Origin of the sequence: Mycobacterium sp. GA-1285, assembly GCF_001499905.1 — a bacterium.
Lineage (GTDB): Bacteria > Actinomycetota > Actinomycetes > Mycobacteriales > Mycobacteriaceae > Mycobacterium.
Map to the genome: position 1 here is coordinate 344,854 of NZ_LQIS01000001.1, position 24,692 is coordinate 369,545.

Genomic DNA, 24,692 nt, shown 5'->3' on the forward strand with positions numbered 1-24,692 from the left:
TGAGGTCACGTCGCGCCCTCTTGCGACGCCGACCACATCGACGTGACCGCCGCCAACTCGTCGGCCGACAGTCCGGAGGCCGCCATCGGCTCGTGATGGACGTCGGGCGTCTCGGTCCCCGCGTCGGCGTCGACCTTGGCTGCGAGCTCGTGGATCGTGGGGTGCTCGAACACCATTCGCGCGGTGAGCGCCAGTCCCGCGTCGCGGGCGCGGGCGGCGAGCTGGACCGCGAGGATGGAATCGCCCCCGAGCTCGAAGAAGTCGTCGGTGCGGTTCACCTCGGGCACGTCCACGACGTCGGCGAGCAGCGTTGCCAGCACCCGTTCGGTTCCGGTGCGCGCGGATTCGGCCGGACCCGCCGGCGCCGGCGGGCGACGCTGCTCGACGACTTCGATGTACTCCAGTTCACCGTCGGCGGTCCAGCGCCCGCGCCTGCCCGTCGCACGAAGGTCGGCGCCCGTCTCGTCGATGACGTGCTCGTAGACGTCGCCGACCACGCCGATCGCCACCGGATCGCGCCAGCCGTCGAGCACGCTGGCCGATGCCGCCGCGCTGAACCGCCGCACCAGGTGGCGCTCGTCGCGGTCGGCGATCTGCACATCGCGCACCCGTTGGCCGGGATCCTCGGCGAAGGCGGCCAGCACGCGGTTCAGCCAACGGACGAACCGTTCGGCGGTGCTGCGCCGGTACAAGTCGGTGCGATAGATGACGTGACCGCGGTAGCCGTCCTGGGCGCCGAAGAAGTTCACCGACAGGTCGGCGTGCGCGACGTCGAACGGCGGCTCGAGCGCGGTGAACGTGGTGTCGCCGTCCGGCCGCGACTCGATCACCTGGTCGGCGGGCAGCGCCTCCCGCACATGCACGACGACACCGAACAGCGGGTTGCGCGACAACGACCGTGCCGGGCTGACCGCGTCGACCACCTGATCGAACGGGAGGTCCTGATGGGCGTACGCCTCCAGCGCGGTATCGCGGGCCCGGCGCAGCACCTCCCGCAGCGTCGGGTTGTCGGTCAGGTCGTTTCGCAGCACCACGATGTTGATGAAGAAGCCGACGAGCTGGTCGAGTTCGGCCTCGGTGCGGCCCGCGACCGGGGTGCCCAGGGGGATGTCAGGACGCTCACCGGCCTTGTGCAATGCGACCGCGACGGCCGCCTGCAACAGCATGAACTCTGTGACACCGAGTTCGGAGCTCAGTTCGGCGAGCTTGGCGCGGGTGGTGGCGTCGATACCGAACTCGACGGCGTCCCCCTCTCCGCTGAGTACCGGTGGGCGAGGGAAATCCGGTGCCAAGCCAGGGTTTTCGTGCATACCGGCCAACTGCTGGCGCCAGTAGTCGCGCTGCGCCGCGACCGGCCCGTCGGTTACGCCGAGCAGGGCCGCCTGCCACGCCGCGTAGTCGGCATACTGGACCGGCAGGGGCGCGAATCCCGGTGCCTCACCGGCGCGCCGGGCCCGGTAGGCCGTCAGCAGGTCGGTGAACAGCACCATCGCCGACCAGTGGTCGGCGGCGATGTGGTGAACCACCAGCGACACCACGTGCGCATCCGGCGTCGCCAGCACGGCGGCGCGAACGGGTGGGTCGGCTTCGAGGTCGAAGACGTGCCTGCGCTCCCTGCCGAGCTCGGTGTCCAGCCAGTCGTCGTCGGCGCCGTGGGCGCGGCGCACCGCGACCTCGAGATCGTCGTTGACAATCTGGTATGGCGCGCCATCGATTTCGCGGTATGTCGTGCGCAGCACCTCGTGCCGGGCCACCACGTCGTGTACCGCGTGCACAAACGCCTCGGTGTCGCAGGGCCCGTTGATGCGGGCCGCGAACGGGATGTTGTTGACCGGGCTCGGACCGTCGATGCGGTACTGGAACCACATGCGCAGCTGTGAGGCCGACATGAGCAGCGGTCCGTCGTGCGGGACGGGGACCAGCTTGGGGCGGGTGGGGCCCTCGGCGGCGGAGCACGAGTCGATCCGTTGGGCCAGGGCAGCCACGGTGCCCAGCTCGAAGACCGCGCGCACACTGATGTCGACGTTGAACGCAGTGCGCACCCCGGCAACGAGTTTCGTGGCCAACAGCGAATGGCCGCCGAGGTCGAAGAACGAGTCGTCGGCGCCGATGCGGTCGCGTTCGAGGAGTTCGGCGAACAGGTCGGCGACCCGGCGTTCGGTACCCTCGGCCGGCTCGCGGAACGCGGCACCGGAGCCGATGTCGGGCTCAGGCAGTGCCGCCCGGTCGATCTTGCCGTGCGCGGTGATCGGGATCTCGTCGATCACGACGTAGGCGGCCGGAGTCATGTACTCCGGCAGTGCGGCGGCGACCCGGTTGCGGATTCGCTCGACGTCCACGGATTCGACGTCCTCGGCCGGGGTGACATAGCCGACGAGGCTCTTGCCGATACTGGGCAGATCGCTGACCACCACGACCGCCTGGCCGACACTGGGGTCGACGGAGATCGCCGCCGCCACTTCGCCGAGTTCGATGCGGAAGCCACGGATCTTGACCTGCTCGTCGGCGCGGCCGACGAACTCGATGTCGCCGTCGCCGTTGCGACGGGCCAGGTCACCCGATCGGTAGAGCCGGCCGCCGGCGCTGAACGGATCGGCGACGAACCGCTCCGCGGTCAGCTTGGGCCGATCGTGATAGCCGTGCGCGACATGCGTTCCGCCGATGTAGATCTCGCCGATCACTCCGACGGGGACCGGCCGCAGGGCGTCGTCGAGCAGGTGGATCTGGGTGTTGATCTTCGGCTTGCCGATGGGCACGATGCGGGTGCCCTGCTTACCTTCGACCTTGTAGCGGCTCGCGTTGATGACCGTCTCGGTCGGTCCGTAGAAGTTGTGCAGCAGTGCGTCGAAGGTGGCGTGGAACTTGTCGGCCAGCTCGCCGGGCAGTGCCTCGCCGCCGATGGGCACGCGTTGCAGGGTCCGCCACTGGTTGACGCCGGGCAGCGACAGAAACAGGCCCAGCAGAGAAGGCACGAAATGCATTGAGGTGATGCCCTCGTCGTGCAGCAACTCGGTGAGGTATCCGACGTCGCGCAGACCGTCCGGGCGCGGAATCACCAGCCGGCCCCCACACGCGAGCATGCCGAAGATCTCGGCGATCGAGACGTCGAAGCTCGGTGATGCGACCTGCAGCAGCCGCTCGTCCTCGTCGATTTCGTACTCGCCCTTGAACCAGACGAAGTACTCGGCGACGGGCCGGTGAGGCACCGGAACACCCTTGGGCAGGCCGGTCGAACCCGAGGTGTAGATCAGGTAGGCGGTGCTGTCCGGGTACAGCGGGCGCACGCGCTCGAAGTCGGTGGGGTTGGTGGTGCGGTACCCGTCGAGGTCGGTGATCGGTTGGCTGATGGTCAGTTTCGGATCGGAGTCCGACAGGATGAACGTCAGCCGATCCTCGGGGTAGGTCGGGTCGACGGGCTGGTACACCGCGCCCGCCTTGATCACCCCGAGCGCGGTGATCACCAGCTCCAGTGAGCGGTCCAGCAGCACCGCCACGCGGTCCTCGGTGCCGATGCCCCGCTCGATGAGCCAGTGCGCCAACCGGTTCGCCGACTCGTTGAGCTCCTGGTAGCTGTAGTTCCGTCCCTCGTAGACCACGGCGACCGCGTCGGGTGTGCGGGCGGCCTGCGCCTCCACCAGTGCCGTCATCGTCGCCGGGGCGGTGTCGAACTCCTCTCCCGCCGAGACCCGGCGCAACCATTCGGCGTCGCCGGGGCCCATCAGGTTTAGTGCGCTGATGGGAAGATCGGGACGCCGCAGCGCGTCGTCGAGCAGCACCGCGTAGTGCTCGAGCATCTGGCGTACCAGCGCCGCGTCGAGGACCTCGACGAGGTACTCGGCCTCCACCACGACCCCGGGCGCGTCGAACTCCACCATGAAGCCCAACGGCAGCTGGGTGAGATGACTGCGCAATTCGGCTCGGCGGCAGGTGATCCCGGGCGGCTTGAAGCCCTGGCGGTCCGCCCCGCGCGCACCGAAGGTCACCCGCGTCATCCGCTCCACACCGTGGCGGCGATCCGGGTTCAGTTCGCGCACCACCCTGTCCAGGTTCACCCGCTGATGGGCGAACGCACTGACCGCGGTGTCACGGGCATGTGCGAGGACGTCGCGGAAGCTCTCGTGAGCGCCGGGGCGCAAGCGCAGGGCCACCGTGTTGCCGTAGTAGCCGATCACGTCCTCGACGTCGGACGTGCGGTTGAGAACCGGTGTGGCGACCAGGAAGTCGTCGGCGTGGGTGTAGCGCTGCAGCAGCACCCCGAAGGCCGCAAGCAGCACCATGTACGGTGTCGCGCCGGCCTCCTTGGCCAGCGTGGCGACCCGCTCGACAGTCGCGTCCGGTAACTGCAGCGTCAGCCGCTGCGAGCGCCAGTTCGTCGGCACCGCAGAGCCGTTCGGACCCGGCAGCTCCAGCGGCTCCGGCGGATCGGCGAGCGTTTCGCGCCAATGGTCCAAGTCCTCGTCGACCGGGCCGAGCGTGTGGGACGGCGGTGTGACCGCGGGGGCCAGTGCTTCACCGACGTACGCGCTGGTGAGATCGCCGAAGAAGACCTGCCAGCAGCCATCGTCCCAGGCGATGTGGTGCGCGACGAGCAGCATGACGTGTTCGTCGGGGGCGGTGCGCACGACGGTGAGCCGCAGCGGCGAGTCGGTGCCCAGGTCGAAGGGGGCGCCGAACTCACGCTGGGCCAGCACCTCGAGGCGGAGCCGGCGCGCATGCTCGGACAGCTCGGTCAGGTCGTGCACGGTCCAGCCCGGGGTCAGGTCGTCGTGGACGGTCGGCTGGGGTTCGCCGTCGTCGTCGATGCCGTAGGTGGTGCGCAGCGTGGCGTGTCGTGCGGCAACGGCGTTGACGGCGTCGTGCAGCCGGGCGACGTCCAGGTCACCGGTGAGCCGGTAGGACAGGCAGATGTTGAGGATGGCACCCGTCGGGTCGGCGGCTTGGACGAACCACATGCGGCGCTGTCCGTCAGCCAGTCCGGCGTGGACAACGTTCGACGTGTTCTGAGTGCGCAGTCCGCGCTCGGCGAGCTTGCGGCGCAGCAGCTCCAGCCGGCGGTCTTCGGCCTGCCCGCGGATAGCGACGGAGTCAGTCAGGTCGGTCACGGGTGGTTCACCTTCTCGGATCGTTCTGTGCTGTCGAGGTCGACGATGAGTTCGCCGGCGGTGATGCCGCCGAGCAGGACGGCCAGCGACACCTTGTGGCCGGTCGCCCGCTGCAGCCGCGTACGGAGGTCCAGGGCCAGCAGTGAGTCCACCCCCAGGTCGAGCAACGATGTGTCGAGGTCGATCGAGCCCGCATCGAGGTTGAGTACCGCCCCAAGCTCCGCCCTGACCAGCGCCGTGGTGTCGGCGGCGGGTTCGGTTGTGGGCGTGCCCTTCTCGGCGGACTCGGCGGTCCGGCTTTCGAGGAACACCCGCAACCGGTCCCGATCCGCACTGAACAACAGCGGGTCTTGGCTGTGGTCGCGCAGGCTGGCCTCGACGACGGCCTCCGGCGACATCGCCAGCAACCCCGACCGCTCGATCTTGGTGACCTCGGCTGCGTCGGCGATCCCGCTGCCGCGCCACAGTCCGAACCTGGCCGCGACGCAGTGCTGCCCCTTGGCCCGCAGCTGGCCCGCCATCACGTCCAGCATCCGATTGGCGGCCGAGTACGCCGCGTGTCCGCGCCCGCCCCACACGCCGGACACCGAGGAGCACACCAGGATTCGAGCGTCGCGGCGCATCGGCCAGAGCTCGGCCATTCCGGCAAGTCCACCGATCTTGGCGGCCGCCGCTTCGGTGAACGCCTCCGGTGTGAGCGCGCCGCGATCGGCGAAGGTCGCCGCGCCCGCGGCATGGATGAGCAGGGACGCGCCGTCGCCGCCGAACTCCTCGGCCGCGATGGCCACCTGCTCGGTGCAGGTGATGTCGCAGCGCGGCGCGACCACGTCGAGATCGGTTGCGAGCCCCGCGAGTTCGGCTTTGAACGCGTCATCGACGCCGCGACGGCTGAGCAGCACGATGCGGCGTGCCCCGTGGGCGGCCAGATACCGCGCGAAATGCCCGCCCACCGCCCCGTTACCGCCGGTGATCACGACGTCGTCGAACACGCCGGGCGCCGAGAGCCACGACGGTGCGGGCTCCACAGCCTCTCCGACGGAGCGCAGGAAAACCATTGGGCCCGAACCATCGTCGCGCACTGCCGTCTCATCGGCGCCGGACAGGAGCGCGCCTACCGCCGCAGCGGTGAGGGCGTCGTCGGGTTCCCAGCACGGCAGGTCGAGATGCCTGAACGCCTGCTCGGGTCGCTCGAAGCCCAGACTGCGGTGCATCGCCGCCAGCGCGGTCTGCGCGGGCAAAGCGACCGGCTCCCCGGCCTGGACCTGCTCACCGCCGACCGTCACCAGGCACACCGTGCGGCAGTGGGGTCCTGGCAGGTCCACGTAATCGAGCAGGCCCTCGCCGACGAGCTGGGAGATCTCCTGGGCGGCGCGTTCGGCGTCGGGATGGTCCAGCAGGGGCGCGACCGCGACGACCACCTCGGCCTCGCCCGGCTCGACGACTTCGGATCCGTTGTGTTGCAATGCCACCCGCAATCGCTCACCGAGCGGCCCGCACGGACCGGCAAGCTCGACGACCGCGACGCTTTGCCCGGCGTCCTTCGATCGCGCAGCGGTGAGGTCCCATTTCTCGCGGGCGACGGTGATCCCGTGAACCGGGGCCAAGGGCTGCGGTTGTGCCCACAGCCGCACCGCACGCATCGGCGCGTTCGGAAAGCCGCGCAACCGGGGTTGCGCGGCGACGTCGACCAGGTCGGTCCAACGGAATTCGGGATTGGCCACCGCGGCGGCGGCGATGTTGGCCGACACCGCGTCGATGAGCGAAAGGTCACGATGCCCCGACCCGAAGACCAGTGAGTCCTCGTCGGCCAGCAGGTCCCCCAACGCGAAGAGCAGGGCCGGATGCGCCGACATCTCAATGTAGGCCGCGGCACCTCGGCGCCCCGCGGCCGCGACCGCGCGGTCGAATCGCACGGTGTTGCGCAGGTTCTCGTACCAGTAGGAGGAAAAGCAGGTGCCCGCGGGCACTACCTCGGCGTTGGTGGAACCGATGAACTCGATTGGAGCGTCGACGAACTCGCCGTCCGGGAGCATCGCAAGCAGATCCTCGCGCACCCGCTCCAGCGCACTGGTGTGTCCGGGGTAGTCGACGTCGAGTTCGCGGGCGAACAGCCCCTGTTCGGTCGCGGCCGCCACGAGCGCGCCGATCGCGGCGCGCTCCCCCGACACCGCCACCGACGCGCCGGCGTTGACCGCCGACACCTCGAGCCAACCCGGGGTCGACTCCATCAACCGCTCGGCGTCCGCCAGCGAAACTCCCAGCGCCGCCATACCGTAGTCACCGGAGAGCCGCTCGACGGCCTTGGCGCGGGCGACGACCACCGCGGCCGCGTGAGGCAGCTCGATGCTTCCGGCGACGTAGGCGGCGGCAACCTCACCGAGGCTGTGCCCGACCACCAGGTCGGGCACGATTCCGCAGGAGCGCCACATGTGCGCCAGCGCGACGGCATGGGTGAACTGCGCCGACTGGATCTGCGTCTGCGACCAGAGCCCGCCGTTGGTCTCAGCGGTCAGGTACGGCAGCGGCGAGGGCTCCCCTGCTGCGACGAACGCCTCGGCGCACCGGTCGACGTGCATGCGGTACACCGCAGACTCCCGGTAGCCGTCCGCCCCCATCGACGGCCACTGGTTGCCCTGCCCCGGGAAGACGAAAGCCGTTCGCGCCCCAGTTGCTTGCGACGAGCGCGCCACCAACGGATGCGAACCGCCGTCGGCGATCGCGCGGAGACCTGCGGCCAGTTCTGCGGTGGTGGCGGCGCGCACCACCGCGCGGTGCCTGCGCACCCGCCGGGTCCGCAACAAGGCCGCAGCGACCGCCGCCACGTCCGGCTCACGATCGAGATAGCGCAGTATCGCCGCGGCGTCGGCGGCGAGGAGTTCCTCGGCGTGCGCACTCAGCACGACGGGCACCCGGCCGTCGGGGAAACCGATGGACATCACGCCGCCTCGGGCGGGATCGACGGCACCGACACGATCACATGGGCGTTGGTGCCGCTCATGCCGAACGCGGTGACGGCGGCCAACCGCTCACCGTTGACGGCCGGCCAAGGAGTCAGCTCCGATGCGAGCCGCAACCCCTGGCTGTCCCAGTCGATTTCGCGGCTGGCCTCGTCGGTGTGCAAGGTGGCGGGGATCGCGCCGTGTTCGGCGGCGATGAGCACCTTGGCCAGGCCGAGCCCGCCCGCGGCGGCCTGCGTGTGGCCCAGATTCGACTTCACCGAGCCGAGCAGTGGGCCTTGGCCGGGCCGGGTGGCGCCGTAGGTCCCGGCCAGCGAGATCAGCTCCGTGCGATCCCCGAGCCGGGTACCGGTGCCGTGCCCTTCGACCATCCCGATGTCCTGCGGGCGCAGAACGCTCTGTTCGAGCGCCCGCGCGAACAACCGCGCCTGCGCCTGCCCGCTCGGCGCGGTCAGGCCGACGGAGCGGCCGTCCTGGTTGAGGCAGGTCGCCCGCAATTCGGCGAGGACATGGCGTCCGTCGCGGAGCGCCCGCGACCGGCGCTGCAGGACGAACATGGCCGCGCCCTCGGCCCACACGGTGCCGCTGGCTTGAGCGCTGTAGGGCCGGCAGTGGCCGTCGTCGGAGAGCGCGTGTTGTTTGGAGAATTCGACGAAGAAGCCGGCCGAACCCATCACACAGACACCTCCGGCCAGTGCCAGGTCGCATTCTCCGGACCGCAGCGACTGCGTCGCGGTGTGGATCGCGGTCAGCGTCGACGAGCACGAAGTGTCGATGGTCAACGCGGGCCCGGCCAGGCCCAGGGTGTAGGCGATGCGCCCCGAGATCACGCCGAGCGCCGTGCCCGACATCAAATGCCCCGTGAGGTCGGACAATTCGGCCAGGTCGGGTCCGTAACCCATCACCGACGCGCCCACATAGCAGCCGGCGTCGTGACCCGCGAGGTCGTCGGGGTTGATGCCGGTGTTCTCCAGGGCCCGCCACGCCACGCGAAGCGCAACCCGCTGCTGCGGATCCATCGCGACCGCTTCCCGTGGCGAGATCCCGAAGAATTCCGGATCGAAATCGGCTGCCCCGGACAGGAATCCGCCGAGATCGTGGATGCGTTTGAATCCGTCGCGCACCGAACCGTCGAGAATGTCGCGGACCGGCCATCCGCGGTCCCGCGGAAACGGGCACAGCCCCTCGCGTCGGTCGACCAACAGGTCCCAGTAGTCCTCGGCGGTTTCGATCCCTCCCGGCGCCTCGATCGCCATGCCCACGATGACGATTGGATCGTCGCTGACGCCGTCGGGCGCGCTAACCGGCATTGACCAACTCCGCCACGGCATCGAGATGGTCGTTGATGTAGAAGTGCCCACCGTCGAACAACGACAGCGTGAAGGCGCCCGAAGTGTGAGTTTCCCATCCGCGCAACATGTCCGAGCTGATTCGGTGATCGTCGCGGCCACCGATGGTGTGAATGTCGGCGGCGAGGCGAGCGTCGGGCTCACACGCATAGCGGTTGAACGCCACATAGTCCGCCCGCACCGCGCGAACGAGCAAGTCGATGAAGTCCTCGTCGGCCAACAGGCGGGGGTCGGTTCCGCCGAGGTCGACCATGTTGGCGACGACTTCGGCCTCGGCGGTCGGCAGGCGCGGTGAGGTGGCGATGGTCGATGGCGCCTGGCTCGCCGAAACCCACAGCTGGCGAACGGGAACACCGGTGCGCTCGGCCACGCGGCCGAACTCGAACGCGATCACCGCACCCATGCAGTGGCCGAACAACCGCAGCGGCCCCAGTTCGGACCAGTTCCCCGCGGCGAACAGATCGGCGGCCAAGTCGGGCACCGTCTCCGGTGCGGGATGGCTCAGCCGGTCCGCGCGCTGCGGGTACTGGACCACGTACGCGTCGTCACCGGTGCGGGCCAACGCCGACGCGAACGGCCGGTAGGCCGCCGCCGCGCCGCCGGCATGAGGGAAGACGACGGTCGCACCGTGTGATGACTGCCCGGTGGAACGTTTGATCCAGGGTGCGAAGGTCAGCCGGCTCCGTTCGTCGATCATCGGGTCGCAGTCGCGTTGGGACGGCGTCGAAGACTGCGCAGGTACGGTGAGCGGGCCTGCGATTCCGCGGTGAGAACGCCCATGTATTCCTCCGTGTGATTAGCGCAGGCTGTCCTAAATCGGAAGTGAGGTTACCCTATCCTTCTCGACGCTGACACGCCACGTCGCCGCTGCGCCGAGGGCGATCCCGGCTCTCGCGCGCGTTTACTGCCTCGCGCAGCTGTACCGGTCCTGACGTGCGCGGCGAGCGGCTACCCGTCCGCGCGGCCATCACCCAGATACGGGTGCCCAACCCCACCGGCCGCGTGACGAGTGGCGGTCGCTACGTAACGTGAAGCCGTCGGTTACGAGCACACCTCTCGAAGGGATCGCGATGGATCTGGCAGGCGTCGGTATCTGGAGTTCGCAATTGCGCTACGGCGATCACGGCGAAGCGGCCGAGGCTGCCGCGGAGTTGGAGGATCTCGGGTTCTCGGCCCTGTGGATCCCCGACGTCGGCGGGCCGGTCCTCGATTCGGTGGAGAACCTGCTCTCGGCGACGAAGAGGGTGGTGATCGCAACCGGGATCCTCAACCTGTGGATGCATGAGCCCGCCGATGTCGCCGCTCGCTACGCGTCACTGACCGACACCCACGGCGAGCGCTTCCTGCTGGGCATCGGGGTCAGCCATGCGCCGCTGATCGACTTCAAAGAACCAGGGCTCTATCGCAAGCCACTCGCCGCGACCCGCAAGTACCTGGACGCGATCGATGCGACTCCGCAGCCGGTTCCGGTCGCCAACCGGGTGCTCGCGGCGCTGGGCCCGAAGATGCTCGAGCTCGCCGCGACCCGCGCACGCGGAGCGCACCCCTATCTGGTCACCCCGGACCACACGAGCTACGCCCGCGACCGGCTCGGCCAGGGCCCGCTGCTGCTCCCCGAGCAGACCGTCCTGCTCACCACCGACGCCGACCAGGCACGCGCGCTCGGAACCGATTGGCTGCGTTCGTATCTGGCGCTGCCCAACTATGCCAACAACCTTCTGCGGTCGGGCTTCAGCGAGGAGGACGTGGCGACGGTCAGCGACCGGTTGTTCGACGCGATCATCGCCTGGGGCGACGAGGAGACCGTGCTGAACCGCGTTCAGCAGCATCTCGACGCCGGCGCCGACCACGTATGCGTGCAGGTACTCACGGCAGATCCGCGGGAATTCCCGCGGGATCAGTGGCGCCGGCTGGCCAGTGCCCTCCGCTGAGGCCCTAGGCTGACGACTCGAGTTCGGAGAGTACTGCCGCGCTGTCCATCTCGGCGACCTCCAGGTACACCTCGGCAACCGCGTGGAGTCGCTCACCGTCGGGTTCGCGGCCGACGAGCCGTTCGGCGAGTTTCGCGACGCACCGGCTGGCGAACATGTCGGTGACCATCACCGTCGGGGTGTCCAGCCAGTCGCGCACCCGGGCGATCACCTGGGTGGCCAGCACGGAATCTCCACCGAGGGAGAAGAAGTCGTCGTCCACACCCACGCGAATGTCGTCGTCGGCGTCGAGCACGTCTTCGACGATCGCGACCAAAGCAGACTCCAATGGGGTGGCCGGCGCCCGATATGCCTGTGCCGCAGGGGGTTCGGTGTTGGCCAATAGGCACGCCACAGCCTTGCGGTCGATCTTGCCGTTGACGGTGAACGGGATGCGGTCGGCCACCGCGATGATCTTCGGAATCATGTGGGCGGGGACGAGATCGGCCATGGCTGCGGTGACCGTTCGCGCGTCGACCGCGGGATCATCGGTGCGCACCAACGCCGCGAGCACGTCACGCTCACCGGGGATGACGGCGGCCACCGCTGCGTCGACTCCGGTCACCCGCTTGAGCGCGGCCTCGACCTCGCCGAGTTCGATGCGGTATCCGCTGATCTTGACCCGGTGGTCGACACGGCCGACGAACTCGAGTGTCCCGCCGGGAAGGTAGCGCACGAGATCGCCGGTGCGGTACCAGATCCGACCCTCGTGTTCGACGAACTTCTCGGCGGTCAGATCCGGTCGGCCGCGGTACCCGCGGGCGATTCCGCGGCCGGTGAGCCACAGTTCGCCGGGGACCCAGTCGGGGCAGTCCGATCCGTCCGCGGCCACCACGCGGCAGGCGTTGTTCGGGAACGGGATGCCGTAGGGCACCGATGTCCAGTGCGCGGGCGGATCGCCGACCTCACAGATCGTGCCGTGCACCGCGGTCTCGGTCGCGCCGCCCAGTCCGGCGGCGCGCACGTTCGGGGCCGAGTTCCGCAGGGCCCGAATCAGTTCCGGCCGCACCCAGTCACCGCCGAGTAGGACGACTCGCAAGCTGGTCAGCCGGTCACCGCCGACCTCCAGCAGCATGTCGAGCCAGCCCGGCATCCAGTTCAGGAACGTCACGCCGTGCCGTTGGATCAATTGCGCCCAGGTGTCCGGATCACGACGCTGATCCTCGTCGACCACCACGACCGCACCGCCCGCACGCAGCAACGCGAAGATCTCAAGCACCGACATGTCGGCTTCCAGCGAGGCCAGCGCCAGGCTGCGATCGCCCTGGTTCAGTGCGAAGTGGTCGGAGATGAACTCGATGGTGTTCATCACCGCGTCGTGCGTGAGTTCCACACCCTTGGGTTCACCGGTCGAACCCGAGGTGAACAGCACGTAGGCAAGCGAATTCGGATCGACCCGGGCGGGTTGCGCGTCGGCGCCGCGGAGTGCCGCGTCGGCGACCGATACGACGGGCAGGCCGGTGTGGTTCGTCCCGGCGCCGCCGCACACGAGCACCGCGGCCACCGCGCTCGAATCGAGGATCTTCGCGGTGCGTTCGGCGGGTTGGTCCGCGCCGATCGGGAGGTAGGCGGCGCCCGTCGCGAGGATGCCGAGCACCGCGGGGATCTGCTCGGCGCACTTGGGCCCGATCAGGGCAACGAGGTCACCGGGGCGAACACCGTTGTCGCGCAAGGTCGCAGCGATGCTCAGCGCGCGGCTGCGGAGGTCGCCGTAGGTCAGCTCGCCGTCGCGGCTGAAGACTGCCGGGGCGTCGGGGTTGGCGAGCGCTTGGTCGAAGAACCCGTCGTGGATCGCTTCTGCGCTGGGTGGCGCGGTGGTGCTGTTGACGGCCTGCCGCACCGCTCGCTGCGTTTCGGGCACCGCGGGCGGATCGGGCGCGTCCCAGGCGGTGTCGTCGGTCGCGAGCCGGGTCAGCTCGGCGAGGTGGTAGGCGAACATGGCCTCGGCCACACCGGGCCGGAACGCGTCGACGCGCACGTCCCAGTTGATCATCAGGCCCTCGACGAGAGGGGTCGCCTGCGCGTCGATCAACACCTGCGGGCCTTGCGAGATCGTCCACACGGGCGACCCGAACTGGTCGGTGACCTCGCCTGCGAACAGATCGCCGAGCCCCAGTGCACTGGTGTAGACGATCGGAGCCAGCACCTGGTTGCCGCGGTGACGTCCGAGGTCACGCAGCACCGACAAGCCGGAGTAGCTCGAGTGTCGAGCGGTGTTGTGCAGGGTCTCCTGAACGGCGCGGGCTCGCTGCGCGGGCGTGCGGGTTTCGGTGAGGTCGACGTCGAGCATGAGCGAGGATGTGAAGCAGCCGACGAGCTTCTCGACGTCGGGATGGAACGGCTCGCGACCGAACATCGGCAGGTTCAGCAGGAACCGCGAGCCGCTCGACCAGCGGGCCAGCGCATGGGAATACGACGCCGCGACGGCCATCGCGGGCGTGATGCCGCGGCGGTGGGCCGCGGCGAACAAGGCGTCGCGGGTGGCGACGTCGAAGATGTGCCAGAGCCGCACACTGCGCCGGGCGTCGTCCTGTTCGCCGAGCGGAACCAGGGGCAGCGCCGGTGCTTCCGGAAGGTCGGGAATGCGCTCGGCCCACCACCGCACATCCTCCTCGGACGGGCCGGGGTCCGACGCGGTCAATGCCGCCCGGTACTCGCGATAGGTGTACCGCAGTTCGGGAAGGTCGGCGCCGCGGTAGAACACCGCAAGGTCGGCCATGAACTTGCGGTAGCTCACCGCGTCGGCGGCGTTCATGTCCATGTCGACGTGCAGCCGGGTGCGCCCGTCGGCACGCAGCGACAAGCTCAGCTCGAGCACGTCGCCGTCGAGAATCTGGTGCGACTTCTCGCGCCGGATGGCTTCGAGGCGCTGCTCGGCGGTCTCGGCGTCCAGGTCGCGCAGGTCGTGAACCGTCACGGGCAGGCCCCGGTCACCGATCCGCTGTGTGCCGTCCGGGAGAATCTCGACGCGCAACATCGGATGGCGCGCAACGAGTTCCGTCGCCGCGAGCTGCAACCGCTCCGGGTCGACGCCCGCGCCGTCGAATTCCACGTACAGGTGCGCGGCCACCCCACCCAATTGTTGATCGTCGTTGCGGCCCAACCACATCGCGTGCTGCATCGGCGCCAACGGGAAGGGGTCGTTCTCGTCGCCGGTCTTCGCAGACTGGAGAACCCGCTCGGGGGCGCCGCTGCCGGATCGGTCAACCACCAGCGCCGACCAGGCCGCCACGGTGGGGTTCTCGGCGAGCGCGGCGAAGTTGACGTCGATGCCCTGCTTGCGCCACCGGCCGGACAGCGACATCATGCGGATCGAGTCGAGGCCGCAGGCGATCAGGTCGGCGTTCGGATCGACCTCGTCGGGACTCACCCCGAGCAGTTCGGCGACCTCCTCGCGGACGGTGCGATCGGTCGTGCGCCCTGTCATGCGATCGGTCGGCGAACCAGTCTGACCCACACCCACGCGTCCCTCCGGATTAGTACAGGCTGCCCTAACTAACCCGGGGGACGCTACCTTATATTCGACACACCGAACACACCTACCCCAAGGGGTCGCATCTCCTATGAGCACCGGTTTCGAGCAGCGCCCACCAGCAGAACGGCCGCTTGCGAAGGGCGGGCTCGGCGACCTCACGACTGGGTTCGTGCCGTTCCCCGCCGACCGCGCCGACGAGTACCGCCGGGCGGGCTACTGGACCGATGAACCACTGGAGTCGCTCCTGACCGATGCCGTCGCGGCGTGGCCCGACCGGACCGCGGTGATCGATGACCACGTCAGCTACACGTTCGCCGAGCTGGACGCGCGTGCCGATCGGATCGCGGCGGCGCTGGCCGACCGCGGTATCGCCCCCGGCGACCGGATGCTGCTTCAGCTGCCTAACACCTGCGAGTTCGCGGTGGCGTTGTTCGGCGTGCTGCGGGCAGGCGTCGTCCCGGTGATGTGTCTGCCGGGGCACCGGTCCGCCGAGCTGAACCACTTCGCCGCGGTCAGCGGTGCGGTGGGACTGATCGTGCCCGATTCGGTCGGCGGCTTCGATTACCGTGAGCTCGCCGACGAACTCGTCGGGAACAACCCGCAGCTGCGGCACGTGTTCGTCCACGGAGAGCCGGGACGGTTCCAATCGTGGTCTGCGCTGGCCGATTTCGACGGCCCACGGGTCGAACGCCCGCCCGTCGACCCCGATGCGCCCGCACTTCTCCTCGTCTCCGGCGGCACCACGGGCTTGCCGAAGCTCATCGCCCGGACCCACAACGACTACCTCTACACCGCCAGGACGAGTGCGCAGGAGTGCCGCCTCACCGGCGACGACGTCTATCTCGTGGTGCTGCCCGCCGGACACAACTTCCCGTTGGCGTGCCCCGGACTGCTGGGGTCGATGAGCGTCGGCGCGACGTCGGTGTTCACCACCGACGCCAGCCCCGAGGCCGCGTTCGCGCTGATCGACAAACACACGGTCACGGTCACCGCGCTGGTCAACGCGCTGGCCAAGGTGTGGACCCAGGCATGCGAATGGGAACCCGTGCTGCCGACGTCACTGCGACTGGTCCAGGTCGGCGGTTCGCGGATGACACCGCAGGAGGCCGAGTATATCCTGTCCGGGCTCACCTCAGGGTTGCAGCAGATTTTCGGCATGGCCGAGGGCATGCTCAACTTCACCCGCCCCGGCGATCCCGTCGACGTGGTGGTCAACACCCAGGGCAGGCCGATGTCCCCGCACGACGAGATGCGTGTGGTCGACGAGTCCGGCGCGGAGGTGGCTTCCGGCGAGGAAGGCGAACTGCTGGTGCGGGGCCCCTACACGCTCAACGGCTACTACCGCGCCGACGAGGCGAACGCGCGCTCGTTCACCGCCGACGGCTTCTACCGCAGCGGCGACCGCGTACGCATCTTCGCCGACGGTCCGCGCGCCGGCTACGTCGAGGTGACCGGCCGCATCAAGGACGTCATCCACCGCGGTGGTGAGACGGTGTCGGCATCGGACCTCGAAGAGCACCTGTTCGCACACCCGGCGATCTACGCCGCGGCCGCGGTGGCTCTGCCCGACGACTTTCTCGGCGAGAAGATCTGCGCGGCAGTTGTTTTCAAGGGCGCTCCCATCACGCTGGCCGAACTCAACCGGTTCCTCGACGAGCGCGGCGTGTCGGCGCACTGCAGGCCCGACGTGTTGGCGCCGCTGCCCGCGCTGCCCAAGACAGCGGTCGGCAAGGTCGACAAGAAGAAGGTCGTCACTCAGTTGACGTCGTGACGCGAGGGCGGCCGGACGCCCTGCCACGCGCCGCCGAAACTGAAGCTCTGCAGCAAATTTCGACAATTTTTCGTGCAAATCTTCAGTTTCGGCGGGTTCGGCGGTCAGGACACCTCGACCGCCTGCGGTGCGTCGAGCAGCTCGACGAGGCGTTCGCAGACCGCTGCTGCCGTCGGGTACTCCCATAGCAGTGTCGGCGGCAACGGCAATCCGGTCTGCTTCTCCAGCTGCTTGAGCAGCCCGACGGTCATGATCGAGTCGACGCCGACCTCCACCAGCGGCAGGCCGGTGTCGACGTCCGCCTCGGCCACGCCCAGCTGTGCGGCCACGGCGGCAGTGACGATCGCTGCGATGCGGTCGGGATCGGCATCGACCAAGCTCGCGTCGGGTGCGTCCTCGCGTGCACCCTCGTACGCCGTTGGCGCCACGTCGGCCAGCATCGGCACCGACGCGGCCGCCGGAAGCACCGGCAGCACAACGATATTCGAATCGTCATGGCGCATCGCCAGGTCGAGCGCCCGCATCGCCTCGTCCGCTCCGATCGTGTCCATGCCCAGCGCATCCAGTTGTGCCGCCACGAAGCCGGAGGTCGACCCCATGCCCAGGCCCCGCCAGGCGGTCCAGGCGACGCTGACGGTGCGGTCGCCCAGAGCCCGCCGGTGTCGCGCCATTCCATCGAGAAACGAGTTCGCGCACGCGTAGGCACCCTGGCCGGGGAAGCCGGCGAGGTAGCCGCACGACGAGAACAGCACCAGCCAGTCCAACTGTTCGGGCGGAAACACCTCGTGAAGGGTCAGCGTCCCGTCGACCTTGGGACGCATCGCCGCGCTGAAATCCTCGGGCGTCGTGTTGACCAGCAGCGCACCCGCCTCGACACCGGCCGCGTGAATCACCCCGCGCACGGGAGGCAGGTCGCGCAGCGCGGCGCGCAGTTCGTCGGCCGCTGCGGGCGCGGCGATGTCCAACGCCGCCACGCGTACGGACACACCGCGCTCCTCCAGCGTCGTGACCGTGTGGACGAGGTTCGAATCCGATTGCCACTCAGAGCGATCGGGCATACCGCTGCGCGAGAGCAACACCAGTCGACGTGCGCCGATGTCGGCGAGTCGTCGTGCCATCCGCAGGCCGAGCGCGCCGGTGCCACCGGTGATGACATAGGTGCCGGCGGCCGAGCACTGCATCGGCGCTCCGGTCCCCCGGCCCGCCGCCGACAGGCGCGCCGAGTGGGCGGAGCCGTCGCGGAAAGCCACGACCGGTTGGCCCTGCACCGAGGCGAGGACCCCGACCGGGAGTTCGGTTGTGGTCACGTCGATCACGCCGCCGAAGACCTTCGGATGTTCGGCGGCCGCGACCCTGGCCAGCCCCCACAGCGGTGCGTGCAGCACGTTCGCGCCCTCGTACACGCCCTGCGTGAGCACCCACATCCGCGCCTTGGCGCCGGAGTCGAGCAGCCCACGCAGCGTACGGGTCACCACGCCGACCGATCGTTCCGGCGTGTCGTGCGCGCTCGGGAGCACCAACACGACGGTGTCTCGGTCGAAGGACTCTGCCGCAGAAACGATCTCGAACGCATCGCCGTAGAGCACAGTGGGCACGCCGGCGGCCGACAGGTCCCGCGTCACGAACTCGCGGGTGGCGGCATCGCCGCCGATGACGACGACCGCCCCGGGCCGACGGTCGGCCTGCCACCGCACCGGCTGCCACGAGACGCGGTGCAGCATCCGGGAAACGTCACGGCCGGAGGGGTTTTCGAGCTGTTCGAAGGACATGCCCGTCAGCGAGGCGAGGACCTTGCCGGACTCCTCGGCAAGCAATACGTCGGTCGCGGTGGTGCCGGGCCTGCGCCGCGCGTGCAGCAACGCCACCGCCGGTGGGCAGCCGTGTACCTGCACGCGATCGATGTGGGCGGGCATGCGCAGCCGCGGCGGCCCGTCGAACACCGTGGAGGCCGCGGAGGTCGCCGCGTCCAGCAGCGAAGCCCAGGTGTCAGGCGTCGTGCGGTCACCGCGCGCGGCCACCCTGGCAAGCAGTTCGCCGTCACCGCCGTGCAATTCGAGGATCTCCCAATCGAATCCCATGGCGGCGACACCCAATGTCGCGAGCGTGTCCACGACATGATTCGGCGGCAGTGGATCTCGGCAGCCGTCGCGAGCGGCCGACTCGTCGAGCACCCCGCCGAGGAGATCCTCGATGTCGTCGTCGGCCGCGACCACCGCGCTGCTGTGGGTCAACCAGCCGCCGTCGACGGCGTCCTCGTCGTCGTCGACGAGGCGGGTGGCCAGGGTCAGACCGCGGTCCTGCAGGACCACCTGCACGTCACGGGCGCGTCCCGGCGCTACCGGGGTCCGCAACCGGACGTCGACGAGGTCCCTGCCCGCGCGGTCACGGTGCGTGTCCAATTCGCCGGCCGCACCGAGGAAGGTGTTGATGAGGACGGCGGCGGGCACGATCTCAGTGCCCTTCACCGGGTGATCGCCCGGATACGGGCGCGAGTCGAGGTCCACGCGCGTCTGCCACATCGTGGAGGCCACCGCACCGGTCACCTGAATCCGGCCGCCGAGCAGCGTGTGGGTGTCGACGTCGTGCACACCTCGGCCGCCGGGCGGAGGGGTCGGTGTGCGCCAGAAGCGGCGGTGTTGCCACTGCGTCACCGGAAGACCGGAGACCCAGGGCGCCGACCGGAGTCGGTGCTCGACCGGCGCACCATGGCAGTGCAGCGCGGCGACCGCCGTTGCCAGCGAACGCATCTGGGGGCGGTCACGACGTAACAGCGGGACGACGGCATGCTGGCCGGCACCGCTCGCCGTGAGGGTCTCGACGATCGAGTGGGCCACCACCGGGTGCGCCGACACCTCGAGGAACAGCCGATGCCCGTCCTCGACGGCCGCCGAAACGGCTTCGGCGAAGCGCACCCGGTCGCGCAGGTTGGCCACCCAGTAGCGCTGATCGCGTGGCGCCACGGAGCGGGGATCGGCCAATGCCGTTGTGTAGAGCGGAATCTCGGCTGCGCGCGGCGGTGGGAGGTGGGCCGTGAGACGTCCGAGCTCACCGGTCAATGCGTCCATGGCGGGGCTGTGGAAGGCGACGTCGGTGTTGACGCGGCGGACCATGAAGCCCTGACCGGCCCATTCCCTGCAGATGTCGTCGACCGCACCCACGGCGCCCGATATCACCGTCGACTCGGGCGACGCGCTGATCGCCGCGACCACATCGGTCCGCCCAGCCAGCCGCCGCTCGGCCTCGGCGAAGGGGAGCCGAACGAGCGCCATCGCGCCCCTGCCCATCACCGAGCGGAAGCCGCGGGCGCGATAACACGCCACCGCGGCGCCGACGGCCAGATCGAAGACCCCTGCGGTGACGCATGCCGCGACCTCGCCGACCGAGTGTCCGATGACCGCCGCCGGTGTGACGCCGCGCGAGCGCAGCATCGCGGCCAGGCCCACCTGCATCGCGAACGTCAGCGCCTGCACCTGATCGGTCCCGCCGAGTTCCCCTGTGCTCAGCGCACGGCGCGCCGAGAACCCCAACTCGGCGGTGAACACCGGGTCGATGGCGTCTATCACGTCGGCGAATTCTGATGCCGCCGTGAGCAGTTCACCGCCCATACCGGTCCAGTGCGAGCCGTGGCCGGAGAACACCCAGACCGCGCCGTTCACCGCGGCGGGCAGCACCGTACCGGTCACCACGGAGGGGTCCGGGACATCCTCGGCGAGTGCGGTCAACCCGGCCGCCGCACCATCGGTGTCGTCGGCGACGACGGCGGCCCTCGCCGGTTCGTGCGAACGCCGCGCCCACAGGCTGGCCGCGACGTCGCCGATCGGCGCAGGGTGGTCGCGGAGGTATTCGGCGAGCGCACCCGCCTGTGTGCGCAGCCGGGCGACGTTGCGCGCCGAGACGGGAATGACCGCCGGAAACTGGTGTGCCGGTAGGGGTTTCGGGGACAGATGCGCGGTCGGCGCTTCCTCGAGAAGCACGTGCGCGATGGTTCCGCCGTAGCCGTAGCTGCACACCGCGGCACGCCGGGGCGCATCGTCGGAACTGTCCCAGGCTTCGACCCGCGTCGGGACCCGCAGTCCGCTGGTGGCCCAGTCGACGGCCGGGGTCAGCGAGTTGATGCCCGCCGTCGGAGGAATGGTCCGGTGGTGCAGCGCCAGCGCGGCCTTGATGAGCCCCACCACTCCGGCACCGCCTTCGAGGTGGCCGACGTTGGGCTTCACCGACCCGATGCGGCACGGCGCGTCGGCGGGTCGGTCCGTACCGTAAACCGCTGCGAGGGCGCCCACCTCGGTTGGGTCACCGGCAGGGGTGCCGGTGCCGTGCGCCTCGACGTAGCCGACGCTGGCCGGCGAGATGCCTGCGAATCGGCATGCGCGGCGGAACATGTCGGCCTGCGCGTCGCCGTTGGGCGACATGATGCCGACGGTACGTCCGTCCTGCGCCACCGCACCGCCCCGCACGACCGCGTACACGTGGTCGCCGTCGCGCAGCGCGTCGGCGAGGCGCTTGAGCACCACCACGCCGGCGCCTTCACCGCGTCCGTAGCCGTCGGCCGAAGCGTCGAAGGTCTTGCACCGGCCGTCGGGCGCGGTCGCGCCTGCCACGTCGAGCACCCGGGTCAGGCCCGGGCCGATCAACGCGCTGACCCCGCCCGCCAGCGCCAGCGACGTCTCACGGGCAGCGAGCATCTGACACGCCTGGTGCACCGCGACCAGTGAGGCCGCGCACGCCGCGTCGAGCGCGACGCTGGGGCCGCGCAAGTCGAGCAGGTGTGAGACGCGGTTGGCGATGCCGCACAGCGACGTCCCGATGCCCGTCCACGCCTCGATCCCCGGCAGGTCTTCCATGATCAGCTTGCCGTAATCGTCGGAGTTGACGCCCATCAGCACCGCGGTGTCGCTGCCCGCCAACGATTTCGGCGGAACGCCCGCGTGTTCGAGTGCCTCCCAGCTCACCTCGAGCGCCAGCCGCTGCTGGGGGTCCATCAGCTCCGCCTCGCGCGGTGAGACGCCGAAGAACTCGGCGTCGAACCCCGGCAGGTCGTCGAGGAACGTTCCCCACCGGGTGAGGTCCTTGAGCACCGCGGCGTTGCGGGGATCGCGCTGAAGGTACGGCTCCCAGCGCTCCCGCGGCACCTCGCGGACGTCGCTGCCGCCGTCGAGCAGGAAGTTCCAGAACTGTTCCGGGGTGCCGATCGCACCGGCCACGCGGCAACCGATCCCGATGATCGCGATCGGGTCGGGGCGTGGGGAATCGTCGGACGGGGCGGTATCGGTCACGTCAGAAGCGTCCAGCCTGGATAGCCTTGCCTAAGAAGCCACACGCCATGGCGGCCATATTGGCATAACCGCGCCCATTTGTGGGACCTACGCAGGCCGCGTGACCGTGGTGCCGATCACGTTCGAATTGGCTTGCCGCGACGCCGATCCGCCGCCGCACCCAACCGCCACCGCCGAGCCGTCACAAGGCGCGAACGGCGAGCGGCTCGTCGCTGCCCGACACCCGGATGTCGACGCTGCGGATCTCTGAGGTGGGGATGCTCGTCGCCGCGGACAGCCCGGTCGCCTCGTCGCCCGCGGGTCGCCACGAACCCACCGCGGTCTCGACGCCGTCGCGCGTCGTCACCACGATGTCGTAGCTCTCGACGTCGCGGGCCCAGTCCTTGGTGTACTCGCAGGCCCAGTTGAGCTCGGTGCCCCACTTCTTCTCGGTCACCGCGAGTTGGGCGGTCAAACCCTGGCGCTGACCGGGCTGCATCGGCTCCATCGCCACCGTCTGCGAGGTCGTGCGGGGAAAGACCGTCGCGCCCACGACGCCGCCGAGGACGGCGAGGGCCGCCGCGACCGCGACGGTCGCCGCGAGCATCGCCCGGCGTGACCGCCGCTCGCGCCTGCCCGCGGCACGCGCCAGCGACGCGATGCCTGCGGAGCGGTCGGCCTCGGGCGTCTCGCCCAGATCGGTCAGCGCGACGGCCTCCTCGCGGCTGAGCGCGCCGAGGATCGCCGGCATCTCGGCGAGGTCGGTCAGCTCGGCGGCGCGTGCCGGGTTCGCGGCGAGGTAATCCTCATAGGTGCGACGATCCTCCACGCTGAGTGCGCCGAGCACGTAGGCCGCATCCCATTCCGCGAGGTTGTCGTCGGGCGTCCGGTCGAACTGTTCACTCATTGGACGACCCCCTTCTCCTGCAGCGCAATCCGCAACGCCCGCAACGCGTAATGAAGCCTGGACTTGACGGTGCCCGGTGCGATCCGCTCATGCTGGGCGATGTCGGCGACAGTCTGCCCGAGGTAGTACGCGCGCACGATCGCGGTGCGGTGGTCGACGCTGAGCGATTTCAGCGCGTCGGCGAGTATCCACTTGTCGACCGCGGGCCCGATCGCGTCGAGCGACGGCCGCTCGGGCAGGTCGTCGGTCTGCAACTCCCGGCTGAAGCGTGCACTGCGCCGGTCATCGATGACGAGGTTGCGCGCTACGGTGAACAGCCACGCCCGCGCCGCGTCATCCGGTTGCAGGATCTCCGGTTTGCGCCACAGCCGCAGCAGGGCTTCCTGCACGACGTCCTCCGCGAACGGCATGTCACCGCGGGTGAGCCGCAGCACGTACCGCAGCAGCGCCTGGCTGTGCTCGTCGTGGATCGCGCGCAGCAACTCGGCCTGCGCGGGGTCGGGAGTCATCGCTCATCCACCGCAGTCGTCATCGTCGAGCACAACGACGTTCACCGCTCAATCGTTCAACGCCCGGCCCGCGAAAATGAGCTTATGCGCGAGAAATCGGCGAGTTTTCGCTTACAAGCTCAGTTTCGGCAGTCACTCAGGTGAGCAGATCGCGGACCACCGCATCGGCCAGCAGCCGGCCGCGGTCGGTGAGCACCAGCCGGTCGGCAACCCGGCTCAGCAGTCCGTCGGCGACCGCCACCGCGGCCCGCTCCCGTTCGGGTGCGCTCAGCACGCTTGTCGGCAGCCCGTCGCGCAACCGCACCCGCAGCATCACGTCCTCGATGTGCAGGGTGGCGGCGTCGAGGCGTTCGTAATCGGCCACCGGCAGCGAGCCGTCGGCCAGCGTCTGCGCATATGTGCTCGGGTGTTTGACGTTCCACCAGCGCACCGCGTTGACGAAACCGTGCGCGCCCGGTCCCGCACCCCACCACTGGCCACCGTTCCAGTAGCCGATGTTGTGCAGGCACTCACCGCCCGGCCGGCTCCAGTTCGAGACCTCGTACCAGGCGAAACCGGCGGCTACCAGGCGCGCGTCGAGCAACTCGTAGCGGCGGGCCAGCACGTCGTCGCCGGTCGGCACGAGCTCGCCGCGCCGGACCCGCCGGGCCATGGCCGTCCCGTCCTCGATGACCAGCGCGTAGGCCGACACGTGGTCGACACCGGTTTCGACGACGGCGTCGACCGAGCGCAGCAGGTCGTCGTCGGACTCCCCCGGCGTGCCGTAGATCAGGTCGAGGTTGACGTGGTCGAAACCCGCGGCGCGGGCCTCTCGCGCCGCGGCGAGCGCCCTGCCCGGCGAATGCGTCCGGTCGAGCACCGCCAGCACATGCGGAGCCGCCGACTGCATGCCCAACGAAATCCGGGTGTATCCGGCCGCGCGCAGCTGGTCGAACAACTGCGCAGACGTCGATTCGGGGTTGGCTTCGGTGGTGACCTCTGCCGCCGCGGCCAGCGGGAAGTGCGCCCGCACGGCGTCGAGCACCGCGGCCAGACCGGACCCGCCCAGCAGCGACGGCGTGCCGCCGCCGACGAACACGGTGTCGACCTCGGGGACGTGGCCCAGGTGCTGCGCGGCCAGCGTCAACTCCGTACGCAGCGCCGCGAGCCACGCGTCCGGGTTGACGCCGCCCAGCTCGCCGGGTGTGTAGGTGTTGAAGTCGCAGTACCCGCAGCGGGTGGCGCAGAACGGCACGTGGATGTACACGCCGAACGGCCGCCCCTGCGTCGGGGTCAGCGCTGGCAGCGCCGCCACCGTCGCGGCGGGGCCGGCTGCGGTTCGGGTCATGTCAGCGATTGTCCGCCTGCACGCGAGATTGCACTCACGCAGGCGTGCACTCGAACTTCCGATGCGTGGA

At 69.6% G+C, this 24,692-nt stretch carries 11 protein-coding genes; 2 read left to right on the top strand and 9 right to left on the bottom strand.

Annotation, left to right across the window (positions count from 1 at the left end):
• Nucleotides 1–5 precede the first annotated feature (5 nt).
• From AU193_RS01625 to AU193_RS01640, 4 genes are read right to left on the bottom strand one after another with little or no spacing between them, the layout of a single operon-like run.
• A complete protein-coding gene (locus AU193_RS01625; RefSeq protein ID WP_064420655.1) occupies nt 6–5,093 on the bottom strand; it encodes a non-ribosomal peptide synthetase in 5,088 nt (1,695 codons plus the stop codon).
• Nucleotides 5,094–5,098: 5 nt separating this feature from the next.
• On the bottom strand, nt 5,099–8,038 hold the full coding sequence (gene mbtD / locus AU193_RS01630; protein ID WP_064420573.1) for a mycobactin polyketide synthase MbtD: 2,940 nt from the start codon (nt 8,036–8,038) through the stop codon (nt 5,099–5,101).
• Nucleotides 8,038–9,369 carry a polyketide synthase gene (locus AU193_RS01635; RefSeq protein ID WP_156425075.1) on the bottom strand — a complete coding sequence of 444 codons (1,332 nt, stop codon included), beginning with the start codon at nt 9,367–9,369 and terminating at the stop codon, nt 8,038–8,040. The genes mbtD and AU193_RS01635 overlap by 1 nt, the downstream gene beginning before the upstream one ends.
• Complete coding sequence (locus AU193_RS01640) at nt 9,359–10,105, bottom strand: thioesterase II family protein (RefSeq protein ID WP_064420575.1); 747 nt, start codon at nt 10,103–10,105, stop codon at nt 9,359–9,361. Before AU193_RS01640 ends, AU193_RS01635 begins: the two co-directional genes overlap by 11 nt.
• Before the next feature lie 373 nt (nt 10,106–10,478).
• Here AU193_RS01640 and AU193_RS01645 point away from each other — a divergent pair, with 373 nt between their 5' ends.
• Nucleotides 10,479–11,339, top strand: coding sequence for an LLM class F420-dependent oxidoreductase (locus AU193_RS01645; protein WP_064420576.1), 861 nt, complete (start codon nt 10,479–10,481; stop codon nt 11,337–11,339).
• A gap of 4 nt (nt 11,340–11,343) precedes the next feature.
• Here the strand turns inward: AU193_RS01645 and AU193_RS01650 are convergent, their stop codons facing one another.
• A complete protein-coding gene (locus AU193_RS01650; protein ID WP_064420577.1) occupies nt 11,344–14,805 on the bottom strand; it encodes a non-ribosomal peptide synthetase in 3,462 nt (1,153 codons plus the stop codon).
• 136 nt (nt 14,806–14,941) lie between these two features.
• On the opposite strand from AU193_RS01650, the gene AU193_RS01655 reads away from it, so the two are divergent.
• Nucleotides 14,942–16,624 carry a (2,3-dihydroxybenzoyl)adenylate synthase gene (locus tag AU193_RS01655; RefSeq protein WP_064420578.1) on the top strand — a complete coding sequence of 561 codons (1,683 nt, stop codon included), beginning with the start codon at nt 14,942–14,944 and terminating at the stop codon, nt 16,622–16,624.
• A 104-nt stretch (nt 16,625–16,728) separates the two neighbouring features.
• Here AU193_RS01655 and AU193_RS01660 read toward each other — a convergent pair whose 3' ends face one another.
• From AU193_RS01660 to hemW, 4 genes are all read right to left on the bottom strand, one after another.
• On the bottom strand, nt 16,729–21,900 hold the full coding sequence (locus AU193_RS01660) for a type I polyketide synthase (protein ID WP_064420579.1): 5,172 nt from the start codon (nt 21,898–21,900) through the stop codon (nt 16,729–16,731).
• A 181-nt stretch (nt 21,901–22,081) separates the two neighbouring features.
• A complete protein-coding gene (locus AU193_RS01665; RefSeq protein WP_064420580.1) occupies nt 22,082–22,786 on the bottom strand; it encodes a hypothetical protein in 705 nt (234 codons plus the stop codon).
• Nucleotides 22,783–23,295 (bottom strand): sigma-70 family RNA polymerase sigma factor, encoded by a 513-nt coding sequence (locus AU193_RS01670; RefSeq protein ID WP_064420581.1) that lies wholly within the window; start codon nt 23,293–23,295, stop codon nt 22,783–22,785. The genes AU193_RS01665 and AU193_RS01670 overlap by 4 nt, the downstream gene beginning before the upstream one ends.
• 136 nt (nt 23,296–23,431) lie before the next feature.
• On the bottom strand, nt 23,432–24,622 hold the full coding sequence (gene hemW / locus AU193_RS01675) for a radical SAM family heme chaperone HemW (RefSeq protein WP_064420582.1): 1,191 nt from the start codon (nt 24,620–24,622) through the stop codon (nt 23,432–23,434).
• Nucleotides 24,623–24,692: the final 70 nt, after the last annotated feature.

Bases quoted from the DNA above. Each gene is read 5' to 3' on its own strand.
- AU193_RS01635 (WP_156425075.1), bottom strand. From the start codon at position 9,369: ATGCCGGTTAGCGCGCCCGACGGCGTCAGCGACGATCCAATCGTCATC.
- AU193_RS01640 (WP_064420575.1), bottom strand. From the start codon at position 10,105: ATGATCGACGAACGGAGCCGGCTGACCTTCGCACCCTGGATCAAACGT.
- mbtD (WP_064420573.1), bottom strand. From the start codon at position 8,038: ATGTCCATCGGTTTCCCCGACGGCCGGGTGCCCGTCGTGCTGAGTGCG.
- AU193_RS01665 (WP_064420580.1), bottom strand. From the start codon at position 22,786: ATGAGTGAACAGTTCGACCGGACGCCCGACGACAACCTCGCGGAATGG.
- AU193_RS01670 (WP_064420581.1), bottom strand. From the start codon at position 23,295: ATGACTCCCGACCCCGCGCAGGCCGAGTTGCTGCGCGCGATCCACGAC.
- AU193_RS01655 (WP_064420578.1), top strand. From the start codon at position 14,942: ATGAGCACCGGTTTCGAGCAGCGCCCACCAGCAGAACGGCCGCTTGCG.
- AU193_RS01645 (WP_064420576.1), top strand. From the start codon at position 10,479: ATGGATCTGGCAGGCGTCGGTATCTGGAGTTCGCAATTGCGCTACGGC.
- hemW (WP_064420582.1), bottom strand. From the start codon at position 24,622: ATGACCCGAACCGCAGCCGGCCCCGCCGCGACGGTGGCGGCGCTGCCA.
- AU193_RS01650 (WP_064420577.1), bottom strand. From the start codon at position 14,805: ATGACAGGGCGCACGACCGATCGCACCGTCCGCGAGGAGGTCGCCGAA.